The 16,198-nt window shown below is 41.7% G+C and carries 11 protein-coding genes; 7 read left to right on the top strand and 4 right to left on the bottom strand.

What is annotated here, in order from left to right:
* Window positions 1-112 precede the first annotated feature (112 nt).
* Window positions 113-1,138, top strand: a complete 1,026-nt coding sequence (locus HMPREF9304_RS03615; RefSeq protein WP_081455455.1) for a diacylglycerol/lipid kinase family protein — start codon at window positions 113-115, stop codon at window positions 1,136-1,138.
* 97 nt (window positions 1,139-1,235) lie between these two features.
* On the opposite strand, the gene HMPREF9304_RS03610 is transcribed toward HMPREF9304_RS03615, so the two are convergent.
* A complete protein-coding gene (locus tag HMPREF9304_RS03610; RefSeq protein WP_008123248.1) occupies window positions 1,236-1,937 on the bottom strand; it encodes a tRNA1(Val) (adenine(37)-N6)-methyltransferase in 702 nt (233 codons plus the stop codon).
* A gap of 1,371 nt (window positions 1,938-3,308) precedes the next feature.
* On the opposite strand from HMPREF9304_RS03610, the gene lon reads away from it, so the two are divergent.
* The 4 genes from lon (at window position 3,309) to HMPREF9304_RS03585 (ending at window position 10,055) form a co-directional block, all read left to right on the top strand.
* Window positions 3,309-5,798: an endopeptidase La gene (lon, locus tag HMPREF9304_RS03600; RefSeq protein ID WP_036926517.1), complete on the top strand. Its 2,490-nt coding sequence runs from the start codon at window positions 3,309-3,311 to the stop codon at window positions 5,796-5,798.
* 11 nt (window positions 5,799-5,809) lie between these two features.
* Window positions 5,810-6,937: a tRNA guanosine(34) transglycosylase Tgt gene (gene tgt / locus HMPREF9304_RS03595; protein WP_036926515.1), complete on the top strand. Its 1,128-nt coding sequence runs from the start codon at window positions 5,810-5,812 to the stop codon at window positions 6,935-6,937.
* Between the two features lie 4 nt (window positions 6,938-6,941).
* Complete coding sequence (locus tag HMPREF9304_RS03590) at window positions 6,942-8,174, top strand: LptF/LptG family permease (protein WP_036926513.1); 1,233 nt, start codon at window positions 6,942-6,944, stop codon at window positions 8,172-8,174.
* A 129-nt stretch (window positions 8,175-8,303) separates the two neighbouring features.
* Window positions 8,304-10,055, top strand: a complete 1,752-nt coding sequence (locus tag HMPREF9304_RS03585) for a DEAD/DEAH box helicase (RefSeq protein WP_036926511.1) — start codon at window positions 8,304-8,306, stop codon at window positions 10,053-10,055.
* 193 nt (window positions 10,056-10,248) lie between these two features.
* On the opposite strand, the gene HMPREF9304_RS03580 is transcribed toward HMPREF9304_RS03585, so the two are convergent.
* Entirely contained in the window at window positions 10,249-11,070 is an 822-nt protein-coding gene (locus tag HMPREF9304_RS03580; protein WP_036926556.1) for a carboxylesterase family protein, read from the bottom strand.
* An 834-nt stretch (window positions 11,071-11,904) separates the two neighbouring features.
* Entirely contained in the window at window positions 11,905-13,059 is a 1,155-nt protein-coding gene (locus tag HMPREF9304_RS03575; protein ID WP_036926508.1) for a lactonase family protein, read from the bottom strand.
* A 171-nt stretch (window positions 13,060-13,230) separates the two neighbouring features.
* On the opposite strand from HMPREF9304_RS03575, the gene HMPREF9304_RS03570 reads away from it, so the two are divergent.
* Together HMPREF9304_RS03570 and HMPREF9304_RS03565 are read left to right on the top strand one after the other, a co-directional pair.
* On the top strand, window positions 13,231-14,601 hold the full coding sequence (locus HMPREF9304_RS03570) for a uracil-xanthine permease family protein (RefSeq protein ID WP_036926506.1): 1,371 nt from the start codon (window positions 13,231-13,233) through the stop codon (window positions 14,599-14,601).
* Window positions 14,591-14,935: a hypothetical protein gene (locus HMPREF9304_RS03565; RefSeq protein ID WP_036926504.1), complete on the top strand. Its 345-nt coding sequence runs from the start codon at window positions 14,591-14,593 to the stop codon at window positions 14,933-14,935. Before HMPREF9304_RS03570 ends, HMPREF9304_RS03565 begins: the two co-directional genes overlap by 11 nt.
* Here the strand turns inward: HMPREF9304_RS03565 and hemW are convergent.
* Window positions 14,910-16,070 carry a radical SAM family heme chaperone HemW gene (hemW, locus tag HMPREF9304_RS03560; RefSeq protein WP_036926503.1) on the bottom strand — a complete coding sequence of 387 codons (1,161 nt, stop codon included), beginning with the start codon at window positions 16,068-16,070 and terminating at the stop codon, window positions 14,910-14,912. The two genes, HMPREF9304_RS03565 and hemW, sit on opposite strands and share 26 nt — an antisense overlap.
* Window positions 16,071-16,198 lie beyond the last annotated feature (128 nt).

The following is a 16,198-nucleotide window of genomic DNA, read 5'->3' as shown; positions in this document are numbered from 1 at the left end:
TTTTTATCCTTCAGCATATCGTTTATTGAACGGAAAGTAGTACATTTGCAACCATTGTCGGTGATTTTATTCAACGATTGTACGATTTCTATAAGTATTGAATGGACTGAAGATGAAGAAAATATGGTTCATCATGAATCCCATTTCGGGAACAACGAATAAAGGTGGCATACCCAAACTAATTGATAATACGTTAGATAAGACGCAGTTTGAGTATGAGATTTTAGAAACTACCCACCCGGGACATGCCTCTGAATTGGCTACCGAAGCCAAAGAAAAGGGCGTAGATATTGTTGTTGCTGTAGGAGGCGATGGCACTGTCAATGAAGTGGCACGTGCCATTGTGCATTCTCATACCGCCCTGGGAATCTTACCCTGTGGATCTGGCAATGGTTTAGCACGCCATATGCTCCTACCGATGAACCTTAAAAAAGCCATTCAGGTGATTAACAAATGCGTCATCCATCCATTTGATTATGGTATTATCAACGACATGCCGTTTTTCTGCACCTGTGGCATGGGGTTCGATGCTTTTGTAAGTCAGAAATTTGCCGAATGTGGCAAACGCGGTCCGATAACTTATGTACAGAAAGTGTTGGAAGAAGGATTGAAATATCAACCCGAAACATACGAAATCATTGACGACCATGGCGTTAACAAATACAAAGCTTTTCTCATTTCCTGCGCCAATGCGTCACAATATGGCAACAATGCGGTGATTGCCCCACAAGCCTCCATGAGCGATGGCTATATGGATGTTATCATTATGGAGCCATTCGACCTTATCGAGGCTTCGCAAATCAGCATTGACATGTTTAACAAGACCTTGGATAAGAATTCTAAAATTAAGACTTTTAGAACAAAAAAGTTACATATCAAACGAAGCAAACCGGGGGTTATCCATTACGACGGCGATCCTGTGATGACGGGCAAAGATATCGACATTGAGCTACAAGAGAAAGGTATCAAAATCATCATCAACCCCGATGCCGATAGACGACAGCGCCAACCTAATGCGTTCCAAAGTGCGGCAGCAGAACTATTTAACGAAATTAACGTCGTTCGAGAGGATATTTCGAAGCAGACGCGCCATATTCAGGCGTTGAGTCGAGTGCTACAAAAGAAACTGAACATATAATCTCGTTGGAGTGAGGAGCGCATGAACGCATGAACAGCGCAAAAAACTATCGCTAATTTTACCGTTCAACCCTACAAATCGCCCTTAAATTTGTGCATCAATGCAAATAAAACGCATGGGTTAACGCCTTGTACCACTCACTCTTTTGCCCTTGTTCGTCCAACAATGTACACTCTTTTATTTCCAAACAGTTGGGACGAAACTTTGTAAAAGCCATGAGACAGCGTTTGGGTTCTTTTCGCAAATGGGTTTTAATTTTATATTGTTTGTACAGGTAAAGTCCTGCAAATGCTGCCTCTGCCACAAACTTTTCCATATTATCTGTGGGCAACACCACACTAAAAATTCCCCTACTCGAGAGCAATAGCTGAACACCCTTGCACAAATCTTTATACGGTAAGCTACAGGCGTGCCTCGCCAATGCCTTTTGTTCGTCTGGATTGCGCAAGCTATCTATAAAATAAGGTGGATTAGTCACAATGGCATCAAACTCCTCTGTGTCGTTCAACTGTTGCAAGGGCACATTGTCCACCGCTATTCTATCAGCAAAAGGTGATGTAGCTACGTTTTCCGCAGCCTGCTTACACGCCTCGCAATCAATATCTATGGCGACGATACGAGCCTGTGGATAGCGTTGTGCCATCATCAAAGCAATGAGTCCAGTGCCTGTTCCGACATCCAAAATGCGCTGTCCGCCTTGCGCCCACGCACCCAATAACACACCGTCAGTACCCACTTTCATGGCACATCTGTCTTGTCGCACCCTAAATTCTTTCAGTTGAAACCAATCGTTACTCATACTGCAAACTTAGTTATATTTTCGGGAAAAACGTTCCATCGGGTGCTTAAAAGTAGCAAAAAAATCACCAATTCTTATTTTACTACTAACGATGCATCCGACAGATGGAAGCCGCCAGTAGCGACAAGTATAAAATCTTTGATTTCAACAAAGTACACTTACGCTTCTTAATCCATGGCTCCAAGCATGTCAAGGCATACACCTTGTGTTCACACTCCATTAATGAGACTATCTCACTCGGTTAATGGAAATACATTGGTATGATAATATTACCAATAAACCTAATAGAGAAGAAGAAATAAGTAATCCCTAAATACACATCTTTCAAATCTCTCAATTGCTCTGGTTTTGCCATTTTTCGAACGGTAGGCCAGTAATATACGAGGCATAAAAAAAATCCAGGGCTCTGAATATTGATATAATCCACGAAACAAGAAAAACACATTCACTATAACTAAGGTAATGAGAGATTTGTCATACCCATAGTCCTCTTCTAATTCTTTGAAAAACTCTTTCACCTTGCTCATCACTTTCAAACGTCAATTGAATTTTACTATTACAAAAATAGAATATTCTTTTGAAACGTTAAAGAAATATCATGAGAAAAACGATCTACAGCACGGTGCTTTGACACTTCTACACACTCGTACGCCAGAGAGCGAATAAAAATAAATTATTCTGCCTCTCGGAAAAACACAGTTCTTTGTATTTTAGACTCATATTTTTGCAAAACAAAGCACCAAAAAAACAGCAGTTATAAAAATAGTGACATGCTGCAAGGGAGACTTATAAATGCTGAATTATCTTTACAAAGTGCCTCTCATAACTCGCGTAAAATCAACCAACGTCAAAGTTGGTCGCAAATACGCGAATTTTGAGAAAGTTTCATAACCTCTTGTTATTTAAGATATTACGCTAAAGTCATTTCGTTTCATCCCTATTTTTATCCTTTTTTGGCGATTGAAGCATTGAGATAAGCTCGCAATTTGCATGCTTTAAGGCTGTTGAAGCATGTGAATAACACCTCTATTGTATGTTTCCAAGACCGTTAAGTCAATGTTTCAGCTTGAAAAGACGTTTATTTTGCTAAAATTAGCCCATTTTTATATACCGTTTACCTATTGATTTTTTCTATTTTGAAGATTTTAGATGACCGATTTTTGGTAAAATGATAGGACAAAAACGGTGGATGCTTTTAACAAGAAAGATAAGGATTAAAGCAAAAAAGAGTTACCGACAACTAAACGTGGCACACATTTTGCAACATTATTTACTGGTACTCAACCACACATATTATAAATAGTAGAAATGCAAAGTCCTTATCTCAAGAAAAAGTAGTAACTTTGCAAGCTGATAACGAAAAGAGAATATATGAGCAAGAAAAATAACGCATCTATCCAAATGATTGCTGATTACGAAGGTGACATCTCTAACTTATTCAACGTGAATGTTGAAGGAGAAGTGCCCGTATTGGCAACACGCAACATGGTGATGTTTCCCGGGGTACTTTGTCCCATACTCATTGGACGCGACAATAGCTTGAAGCTAATAGAAACAGTAAAGAAAAGTCCCAATACAACATTTGCTATCTTCTGTCAAAAAAACTCAGAGACAGAGGAGCCACAACAAGAAGATTTATATGAATATGGTGTGTATGCTCGCTTGGTACGCGTGCTGGAAATACCCGGACATGGGCAAAATGTAACAGCCATTGTTCAATCGTTGGGTCGTTGTAAACTCGACAAGATAATGAAGAAGACACCTTACCTTCAGGGACTTACCCATTTAGAGCCAGAAATACTGCCTAAGGAAGGCGACTCGGAGTATCATGCAGCCGCAGAAGATTTGCGCAAACAAACCATTGAATATATCAAAGAGAATGACGACATTGCAGATGAAGCGCAATTTGCATTAAGTAATCTGCAAAATGACGTGCTGACTATTAACTACATCTGCACCAACATGCCCTTCTCTATTGAAGACAAGATGAAGATGTTGATGGTCGACTCTATGATTGAGCGTATCTTGGTGTCGCTGAAAGTTCTGAACAAAGAAATGCAACTGCTTGAGTTGCAGAAGGACATTCGTACCAAAACACGTGAAGACCTTGACGAACAACAACGCGAATACTTCCTACAACAGCAAATTAAGAATATCCGAGAGGAGTTGGGCAATGCAGACGGCTCTCCAGAACGACGTGAATTGGAAGAAAAAGCCAAGAAGAAACATTGGAATGAGGATATTGAGGCGACGTTTGAAAAAGAGCTTGATAAGCTCGACTTGCTCAATCCACAAAGTCCAGAATATAGCGTTCAGCTTTCTTATCTTCAGACTTTGGTTAGCTTACCTTGGGGAGAGTTTACCAAAGACAATCTTGATTTGCGCCGTGCTGCTCGCACTTTAGACCGTGATCACTATGGCATGGAGAAAGTGAAAGAGCGCATCTTAGAATATATGGCAGTATTACAGTTGCGTGGCAATCTAAAGTCACCCATCCTTTGTCTATACGGACCTCCCGGTGTGGGTAAGACAAGCTTGGGCAAGAGCATTGCTTCTGCCATGAAACGCAAATATGTTCGCATTTCTTTAGGAGGTGTACACGATGAATCAGAGATACGCGGACACCGCCGAACCTATATTGGTGCCATGCCAGGACGAATCATCAAGAGCTTACAGAAGGCAGGTTCTTCCAATCCAGTCTTTATCCTTGACGAGATTGATAAGGTGACTCAAAACACCATTAACGGTGACCCCTCATCGGCACTCCTTGAGGTATTGGACCCTGAACAGAACAATGCTTTCCACGACAACTATTTGGATGTGGACTATGATTTATCCCACGTGATGTTTATTGCCACAGCCAACGACCTGAATACCATTCCACGCCCCTTGCTCGACCGTATGGAGATTATTCAAGTCAGTGGTTATATCACGGAAGAAAAGATAGAAATAGCCAAGCGACATCTCATTCCTCGTGAATTGAAAAATACGGGATTAGACACGCATAGCCCAAAAGTGAAGTTCAACAAAGCTTCCTTAGAAAAAATAATTGAGCAATATACTCGCGAAAGTGGTGTGCGCCAATTAGAGAAGCAAATTAACAAAGCACTGCGCAAAATGGCTTATAACAAAGCGATGGAGGGGAATTTAGACTACACGGACATCACAGCCGAAAAGATAGAGGGACTTTTGGGCAAGCCTCCTTTCTACCGTGACATCTACCAAGGCAACGACTATGCGGGAGTAGTAACCGGATTGGCGTGGACCAGTGTGGGTGGTGAGATTCTCTTTATAGAAACCTCTATGAGCAAGGGAAAGCCTGGCAAGCTAACGCTTACTGGTAATTTAGGCGACGTAATGAAAGAGTCGGCAGTGATAGCTCTCGAATACGTCAAAGCTCATGTAGACGCCTTAGGCATTGACTACCGTGTCTTTGACCAGTGGAACATACATATCCATGTGCCTGAAGGCGCAACTCCAAAAGACGGTCCATCGGCAGGAATCACGATTGCTACGTCTATTGCTTCGGCTCTCACTCAACGCAAGGTGCGCAAGAATACAGCCATGACAGGCGAAATTACCCTCCGTGGCAAGGTTTTACCTGTAGGAGGAATTAAAGAAAAGATACTCGCAGCAAAACGAGCTGGCATTACAGACATTGTGATGTGCAAGGAAAACAAAAAGGATATTGACGAGATTCCCGAAAAATACTTGAAAGGTGTAGATTTCCATTATGTGGAGAACGTGCAACAAGTGTGGGACTTTGCACTGACAGACGAACGGGTTGACCATCCAATAGATTTGACAGTCGAAGACGAGTCGAAGCGACCGAGCAAGCAAATTGAAGAGGTACTTGCATAAAGCGTATCAACATGACATTTGAACTCCAACATACAGACCCTAATTCGTCTGCTCGCACAGGACTGATTACTACGGCTCATGGGCAAATCAAGACACCGATTTTTATGCCTGTGGGTACGGTGGGAACGGTGAAAGCTGTGCATTTCAGCGAACTAAAGCAACAAGTCAAGGCGCAGATTATCTTGGGAAATACGTATCATCTGTACCTTCGACCAGGCTTAGAGATTCTAAAAGCGGCTGGTGGACTACATCAATTCAATGGTTGGGATCGTCCTATTCTGACAGACTCTGGCGGGTTTCAAGTGTTTTCACTTACGGGTATTCGCAAATTAACCGAAGAGGGATGCGAGTTTAGGTCACATATTGATGGCTCAAAACATTTTTTCACCCCCGAGAATGTCATGGATACCGAGCGTATTATTGGCGCAGATATCATGATGGCTCTCGATGAATGTCCTCCCGGTGATTGCGACTACCAGTACGCAAAGCAAAGTTTGGGTATGACGCATCGTTGGCTGGATCGTTGTATCAAACGTTTTAAGGAGACCGAGCCTTTATATGGATATGACCAATGTCTATTTCCTATCGTGCAAGGAGCTGCCTATAAAGACCTTCGTCAAGAGTCAGCAAAATATATTGCAGATAAAGGTGCAGACGGAAATGCCATTGGTGGATTAGCTGTAGGCGAACCCACAGAGGTGATGTATGAAATGATTGAAGTGGTGAACGACATTCTTCCTAAAGACAAGCCACGCTATCTTATGGGCGTGGGAACACCACAAAACATCTTAGAGGGTATCGAACGTGGCGTGGATATGTTCGACTGTGTGATGCCAACGCGTAATGGACGCAACGCAATGCTCTTTACCTACGAGGGTACAATGAACATGAAGAACAAGAAATGGGAAAATGATTTCACTCCCATTGATTCTTCAGGATGCGACATTGACATGGTATGTACGAAAGCATACCTGCATCATTTGTTTAAAGCTAAAGAGTATTTGGCACTGCAAATAGCCTCGATACACAATTTGGCATTTTACCTCAGACTGGTAACCGATGCACGTCAGCACATTGAGCAGGGCGACTTTGTCAGTTGGAAACGAAGTATCATCGAACAATTGGGACGAAGAATATAAACGGATGAAAAGTTTCAAATCAAGAAGAAAACACCGCAGATTATTAAAAGTCGGTAGAAAAATACATCGACTTACTGCTCCCATAGGGTCATTGTTTCAATGGCTTGCTCACAAACTCCGTTTCTTAAAGATTTTGAATCCAAAGAAATATATCAAGCGGATAGACTGGTATATCATAAAGAAGTTCATTGGTACTTACATTTTCTCTATTGCTTTGATTATCGCTATTGCGATTGTCTTTGACTTTAATGAGAACTTGTCCAAGTTCACAGAATACAAAGCTCCCGTGAGAGCAATCATCTTTGACTATTATGCCAACTTTATTCCATACTTCTCAAACCTGTTTAGCCCACTATTTGTTTTCATTGCCGTTATCTTTTTCACTTCCAAATTGGCTGGCAATTCGGAGATTATAGCCATGCTGGCAACTGGTATCTCCTTTAAGCGCCTGATGCGACCCTACATGATATCATGTATACTCATTGCGTCGGTATCCTTTTTCCTCAGTGCGTATGTCATTCCACATGGTACAGTAGTGCGACAAAATTTTGATAATCTATACAAGAATAACAAAAAACGGTCGGCTGCGGATAATGTCCAACTGCAAGTTGACAAAGGAACGATAGCTTATATTCAGCATTATGACAATAAAACGAAACGGGGATACGGCTTCTCGTTAGATAAATTTAAGGACAAAAAGTTGGTAAGTCATCTCACCGCCATGGAAATTCAATACGACACGATTGCCGATGCCAAGTATCATTGGACCGTGACAGGTTGGAAGATAAGAGAGCTGAAGGGACTACGAGAGCATATTACCAGCGGATCAGAACGAGACACTGTCATCATGATGGAGCCTATGGACTTGGTATATTCTAAAGGACAACAAGAGACGTTTACCAGTCCAGAACTTCGCGAGTACATTAGTAAACAAGTAAATCGTGGCTCAGGCAATGTGGTGCAATACCAAGTAGAATACCATAAGCGTATTGCCTCCTCCTTTGCCTCCTTCATTCTGACGATTATTGGTTTGTCATTGTCTGCTCGCAAGCGAAAAGGAGGCATGGGATTGTATTTGGGTTTGGGACTTGCATTGAGCTTCTTGTATATCCTGTTACAAACCATCTCGGCTACCTTTGCCATCAATGCAGATGCCCCACCAATGCTGGCAGCTTGGGTACCCAACATTCTCTTTAGCGTTGTGGCTTACTTCTGCTATCGACAAGCACCGAACTAATGCCACAGAGGATTGCCGTCATTACTCTTTGGCATGTGAAGGAAATAAAAGAAAAATAGAAAAATAATCCATATTTCGTCAGCACTCAATACAGTGAGAGATACGAAAGATGAATAGTAAATTGAAAATATGAAATTTGAAGAATTACCATTAAATAATAATGTATTAGACGCTTTGTACGATATGCACTTTGATACCTGCACACCAGTGCAAGAAAAGTGTATTCCAGAGATCTTAAAAGGAAGAGACGTCTTAGGCGTAGCACAGACAGGAACGGGAAAGACAGCCGCCTATTTATTACCCATATTGAGTAAAATAGATAGTAACAACTATCCAGACAATGCCATTAACTGTCTTATTATGTCGCCCACTCGTGAGCTGGCGCAGCAAATAGACCAAGCCATGCAAGGCTTTGGCTATTATCTTCAAGGCGTGAGTAGCGTGGCTGTGTACGGTGGAAATGACGGAAACCGATATGACCAAGAAGTAAAAAGCCTACGATTGGGGGCGGATGTGGTGATTGCTACCCCCGGACGCCTGATTAGTCATATCAACATGGGTAACATAGATATGAGCAAAATTAGCTTTTTCGTGTTGGATGAAGCCGACCGCATGCTCGACATGGGCTTTGCTGACGACATCATGAGCATTGCGAAAGGATTGCCCAAAACTTGCCAAACCATTATGTTTTCTGCAACAATGCCTGACAAAATTAACGACTTGGCACGAACCTTACTAAAAAATCCAGTTGAGATTAAGTTGGCAGTCAGCAAACCTGCAGAGAAAATTAAGCAGTGTGCATACATTTGTTACGAGGCGCAGAAGCTGAAAATCATTGAAGACATCTTTAAGAAAGGTGATCTGAAACGTGTCATAGTCTTCTGTGGTTCCAAACTAAAAGTGAAACAGGTAGCGGCAGCCCTGCATCGCATGAATGTAAACTGCAGTGAGATGCACTCTGATTTGGAACAAGCACAGCGTGATGAAGTGATGCTTAACTTTAAGAGTGGGCAATTGGACGTGCTCGTGGCAACCGACATTGTGGCAAGGGGGATTGACATTGATGATATATCTATGGTTATCAATTATGACGTTCCCAACGATGCAGAAGACTATGTTCACCGCATTGGACGTACCGCACGTGCTGATAGAGACGGACAAGCCATCACCTTGGTTGCACAAGACGACACTTATCTCTTTGAACAGATTGAAAAGTTCTTAGGAAAAGAGGTGGAAAAGATTCAACTTCCAGAAGGTATAGGCGAAGCACCCGAATATAGTTCGGGAAGAAAACCACAACGGCGTGGAACAAAGGCTAAATCTATCAGACGCAAAGATAGAAATCAGACCGCACATAAACATAAGCCTCGTCGTCAAAACGACCAACAAAATGAGACTTCACAGACAGTTGATTCGTCAAAGAACAATAATGTGTCGAAGGATTCTGAACAGCGTGAAAAACAAACAAGTCGTAAAGGTCGCAGAAAGAATGTACAGCCACAGCGCAACAATCAGGTAGCAAAGCAGAAATCAGAGAATGAACGCACGGACGAAAAGAGTACCGAACAGCAGCCAAAGAAACAAAGCAAACGACGCACACAAAACAGGAATGAAAATAGGAATAATAAGCCACGCTCGCAACAAGACAATAACCAGCCAAACGTAGAGGGGCGCAATAAGAAAGCAATCCAGCCCAATAACGAAAGGCAGACTAAGAAACAGCGGACCAACAAAAAGCAAAACAAACGACAAAAGCAAGAGGTAACGTACCAAGGTACAAGAAAATTTGAAGCACCGAAGAATCAACAAAAGACAGAATCAGGATTCACTTCAATCATTAAGAAACCATTGCGCTGGCTTAAATCCTTGAGTAAGAAATAAAAATGAGAGCACCACGAGTGCTCTTTTTTTATGGCTTTCACGAATCAGTGAATAATGCCAGTTCAGAAAAATTATACAACAAGGCTTTTTAGAAACGACACTATATCTCTGCGAATTGATGATTTGTACCAAAAACAAGCGACTCTATCATCAAAAATATCAAGCATAAGATACGCAAAAATTGTGTTCTTCTTTAGTCTTTATCGTACATATGAGGCAAAGCACGTAATTCTTGATAAGTGGTCTTGATATCTTCGGGGGTGATATCAAATGAGCGATCTATCTCACGTGGTGAATCTTTCAGGGAATGATAAAAGAGCCAATCATAAGTTTTCTGAAGATAAAACAATCGCGCAGGTGCTCCATGCCCACCTCCTTGCATCCAGTCGTACCGCAAAAGGTGGTCCATGTCCTTTTGTTGCAAGTATTCAACCACCTTTTTTGATTCCTTAATACTCACCGCTCTATCCGCTGTTCCATGCATAATCCATAGTGGCACACGTCCTAACCCGTCCTGATTCTTCAGCGAACAACCACCACAAAATGCCATTGCGGCAGCGATTTTGTCGGGATAGGTTCCCACAAAGTCCATGGTTCCATATCCTCCTAAGCTCATGCCCAAAACATAAACTCGCGTACTGTCCACCCGATAGTGACTCTTCATCCATTCTAAAAGGTCATTCAACTTACTGGGACTCCATGCTCCACCAGGATTTTGAGGTGCCACGACCAATGTAGGAATTATTTTTCCATGATCAATCGCATCCAACACTCCATATCTACGAACCTTGTTCAAATTACGACCACATAAACTGGCACCATGCAGAAAAATAATCAAAGGAAAATCATGATCGTCGTCTATATAGTCCGCAGGCTTATAAAGCCAAAAAGAATAACCGCCTGCAATCACATTCTGTTGCTTTTCAAAGATGCCTTGAGGCTTTAACGATTGAGCCGAAGCACTAAAAGCACAAACCAGTAAATATAATGAAAGGAGAGAAGATCGTAAAAACATTTGCATGACTCAACGGATAGGATAATGAAACATATTTCTAAACGCAACAAATTTAATAAAAAAATGACGAACTATTCATCACAAATATCACAAGATTTTGCAACTCACTGAAGAATCTTCGCACTGCAACACGGTTCTTTCATTGAAAAAAGGTGGCTAATTGTGAAAACCAAAACTTATTTCTTTGGTTTCAACAACCAATCTTACGGCTGAAGCGAATTGCATGGTTTGTGTTCATGGCTTACCCGATTCGTTGCATTGGTTGTAAAAAAATGACCCTTTGATGAAAGCGCTATCTCATTTACAGCATTATCATCTATGGTAAAGATATTCACAGCTTTTGTCTTATAAATTTACCAAAAAACGGTCATCTAAAATCTGCGAAATAGAAAAAATCAATAGGCAAACGGTATACAAAAATGGGCTGATTTTAACAAAATAAATGCCTTTTTAAGTTGAAACATAGATTTAACGCTCTTGGAAACATACATTAGAGGTGTTATTCACATGCTTCAACAGCATTAAAGCATGCAAATTCCACGCTTATCTCAATGCTTTAGTCGTCCAAAAATGGTAAAAAATCGAATGAAAAGAAATGATTTATGTGTAACGTATTCAATAGCAATGAATTACAAAAGTCTCTCAAAATTCGCGTATTTGCGACCAACTTTGCCGTTGGTTGTTTACACGCGAGTTATGAGAGACACTTTGTAAAGAAAATTCAGCATTTATTATTCTTGCATACTACGTACTACCAATTTAACAAACACTGTTTAATTGGTGTTTTTTCGTTGTATGCTTACTCATCTGTCACACGAAAAAAGGGCAGATGTCCTATTTGGTTACTTCTATCACTCTAAATACACCATCGCCATTGAGGTCGGGTTGCATAACGATAGGGTAGAACTGTACGCACGAAGCCTTGTCCACCGAAATGTCTTGATGCGTATCGGTGAGCAATCCTGTGGCACTATTGATGCGAAATACTTGTATGACATTGCTGTCTCGGCATGCGCACAACAAGAATCGACCGTTAGGGGTGATATTGAAATGGCGTGGATGTATGCCTGTGTGTTGATAGCCCACCTTGGTCAACAACCCTGTGCGATTGGCAATCTTAAATATAGTGATGCCATCATTCTTCAATCGATTGCTGGTGTAAAGAAAACGTCCATCGGGCGAAACATGAATGTCTGCACCTCCTCGTGCGCCTACTTCGTTAGACAATATCTCTTGAATTTTCTTCATCTTTCCGAAGTTATACTGATAAACGGTAACGGCTCCAGACAGTTCACTCATGACATAAACAAATCTGCTATCAGTGCTAAAGGCTATATGACGAGGTCCAGAGCCTTTGGTGAGTTGTGCTGTCACCTTCTGATCTCCTAATGCTTTCATGTCTGTAAGCTCAAATCTTAACAACTGGTCTGCACTAAAATCAGTAGCTAAGACACCATTGCCGTCGGGTAGAAATCGAGTACAATGAATATGGGGCGTATTTTGACGTTGCGCATCAGACCCATTGGCATGCCCCTTGAATTGTTGAGACATGGGTTCCAATGACCCGTCAATGTTTAAGGGAAACACACTCATAGACCCACCCGAATAGTTGGCGGTGAGGAGAAGGTTGCCATTGGTTTCCACATAACAAGGATCTGCACCATTTGTTGGCATACTCTGACGTAGCTTCATGCGCCCTGTTGCTTGATCAAAGGTAATGGCGTGGACTGACGCAGCGTCCTCTGAGTTTTCGCTTACCGCATAGATCATTGCACCATCTGAAGAGAGGGTGAGGAAAGAAGGGTTGCTCACTTCCAACGTATCCAAAGGGGTAGCTTTGCCCGTGGATTGGTTGAAGTCAAACGAATAAATACCTTTGCCTGTTTCATTGGCATAAGAACCGACAACGAGCTTAATGTTGTTTTGTGCATTAAGTGGTAATCCCATACAAAAAGAGAGAATGATGAGAAAAATGTTTCTTAGTTTCATTGGTTATATTGTTTATGATTTGACACGTTGTGCTTATATATATATAATAAGGTGTACATGGTGACACGATTTGTTAGCACGGTTCAAAGATATTCATTTTTTCAAACAATGGCAATAAATAAATCAAATTTATGCATTATCAAGGAATTATTTGTATTTTTGTATCTTAGAATGAATAACATACAATTAACTCCTTTTAGAAAAGGTGTTGTGGGAGTGCAATTCCTTTTCGTGGCATTTGGTGCAACGGTGTTGGTTCCTTTATTGGTAGGACTTGACCCCGCTACGGCTTTGTTTACAGCAGGCATAGGTACTTTTATCTTTCATTTGGTAACGAAAGGAAAAGTGCCTATTTTCTTAGGTTCAAGTTTTGCTTTCATTGCTCCCATTATCGAAGCTTCCAAGATGTGGGGCATGCCAGGGACATTGGCAGGCATTGCGGGTGTGGCGTTGGTCTACTTTCTGATGAGTGCCTTAGTGAAATGGCAAGGAAGGAAACTGTTGAATCGCCTTTTCCCACCCGTAGTGATAGGTCCTGTGATTATCTTGATAGGACTGTCGCTGTCTGGTTCGGCGGTAAATATGGCGAAAGAAAACTGGCTATTGGCATTTGTTGCCCTGGTCACTGCCATTACTGTCTTGATGTTGGGTAAGGGTTTGCTCAAATTAGTGCCTATCGTGTGTGGAATCATCGTCGGTTTCATTGTGGCAGCCCTATTAGGTGAAGTCGATTTTTCAAAAGTACAATCGGCAGCATGGTTTGCACTTCCGGGTTCGTTGTCAAACTTTCATTGGCCCGAATTTGCATGGAAACCTTTTATCTATATGATACCCGTAGCCATTGCACCTGTCATTGAGCATATTGGCGATGTGTATGTTGTGGGAGCAGTAGCAGGTAAAGACTTTGTTGAAGAGCCAGGTTTGCACCGCACGATGTTAGGTGATGGCTTGGCATGTTTGGCGGCTAGCTTCTTTGGCGGCCCTCCTGTAACTACCTATTCGGAGGTGACAGGTGCAATGCAGATTACGAAGGTGACACATCCACAAGTGATACGAATTTCAGCCCTCACTGCCATTGTCTTTTCGGTGATTGGTAAATTGAGTGCTCTTTTGCAGAGCATACCACAAGCGGTACTGGGGGGAATCATGTTATTGCTTTTTGGTACAATTGCGAGTGTAGGGGTGCAGAATCTTATTCAACATAAGGTTGACATGAATCATCAAAGGAATGTCATCATTGTTTCTGTTACATTGACATTGGGAATCGGTGGTGCTATACTCGATTTCACCCTCCGTGGCATCTTGATAGGCGTCTTAATGGTGATTTGTCTCATGTACGCAAATTCGCTCAAATCAAACCGTTGGAGAGCTCTTTGCTGTATCATCGGTGGCATCTTGGCAAGTTTGGTGGTCTTTTACTATTTACCAGGTGGTGAAGGCGAACTGACGAAGATGAGTGGTATAGGACTGAGTGCCATCGTGGGTGTAGTACTCAATTTGGTTTTACCTAAAGACAAAGAGGAGGAGATGCGTGAAGGATGATGCGTTTGAACTTTATTGGCAGTCGCATAGGCGTGAGCTCTTGTCTAAAAATCAGGAGTATAGAGAGATAGAAGAAAGCTACAAGATGAGAACAGGCTTTGATTGGCTGCTATGGGCTGTGCCTTTGGTCTGCGGAATCCTCGCTTTCAAGTTGGTTGATGGAGCGAATGAAATATTGAATTGGCTGATATCGGCTGCTGTTGTCATCGTAACTTTTTTGCTATGTGTTTGGACCAAGGCAACTCTTTCTGGGCATCGGTCTCTGTCAGAAGTAGAGGAAGATGTCAAAAAGCAAGCCTACGAAGAATTTAAGCATAGATTAAATCGGTCATAATGGCATCACTGATATAAATTCCTTCTGTCGTTAAGCGAATATAATCACCCTCTATTTCCATGAGATGTTGGTCAATAAACCTTTTCGCCTGTTGTAGTAAGAAGTTCCGATAGTGAGGAGTAAGGGCTGAGAGGCGAATACCTTGCGAGGTTCTCAGGGCAGTAGTCACGAGGTCATTGTAGCGAGTATCAGCATCCAACCATTCTTTTTCTGCAGGAATCTTGCCTTGTTCAATGGCTGTAATGTAGGTCTTTAAGTCAGAAACATTCCATTGTCTTGACTCGATATTATATGAATGTGCCGCTGCACCAATGCCCAAATAAGGTATGGCATGCCAGTAGCTGCTATTGTGGCAACTTTGTTTTCCTGGTTTTGCAAAATTGCTAATCTCGTAATGTTCGTAACCAGCTGCTTTGAGATGATGAACCAACGTTTGATACATCTGTAGTGAAAGTTCGTCATCAATTTCATGAATCTTATTGCTTTTTAATAGTTGGTTGAGTGGTGTGCCTTCTTCGTACATCAAGCTATAAGCGGAAATGTGCTCAACGCCTAAGTCCAGTGCTTGCAGAATGTCTCTTTCCCAAGCTGCCAACGACTGGTTGGGAAACCCAAACATCAAGTCGATGCTGATATTGTCCACACCTATCTTTCGTAATAGCTTGACAGCCGTCGCTACATCCTTTGCTTCATGCCTCCTGTGAAGGAAGTTCAACTGTGCATTGGAGAACGTTTGCACCCCCATACTAATTCGGTTTACAGGTGATTGTTCGAGAAAATCAACGAACGATGGTGATATATCATCGGGATTACATTCGAGAGTCACCTCGCATTGGCTACGCATGGTTGACAGATTGCCATTAAAATAGATGCTGGCAATTACCTCAAAAATCTGTTGAAGTTGTGCAGGAGTGAGTTGTGAGGGCGTACCTCCACCTATATATATTGTTCGAATCAAATGGGTGTCTTCGGAAAGGTGAGTCTCTATATCAGAAAGGTAATCCCGTCTCAATCGTAACTCTTGACAGAGGGCATCTACGTATTTTTGTCTTAAAGAAAGATTTGTGGTTGAGTAAAAACCGCAATAGATGCAACGACTTGCACAAAAAGGGATATGAAGATATAAGCCAGCCATGATTAAACAAATACATTTGCAAAAATACTAATTTTCTGATAATACTTTTGGAACTTATTAAAAAAATGCGTAATTTAGGCGTCAACAACTTTTGAACATTTAGTACTAACCCTTTTAAATCTATAACC

Origin of the sequence: Hoylesella timonensis S9-PR14 (assembly GCF_000762405.1) — a bacterium.
Classification (GTDB): Bacteria; Bacteroidota; Bacteroidia; order Bacteroidales; family Bacteroidaceae; genus Prevotella; species Prevotella timonensis_A.
Note: the sequence above shows the minus strand (reverse complement) of the source record. Positions and strands in the feature narration are given on the sequence as shown.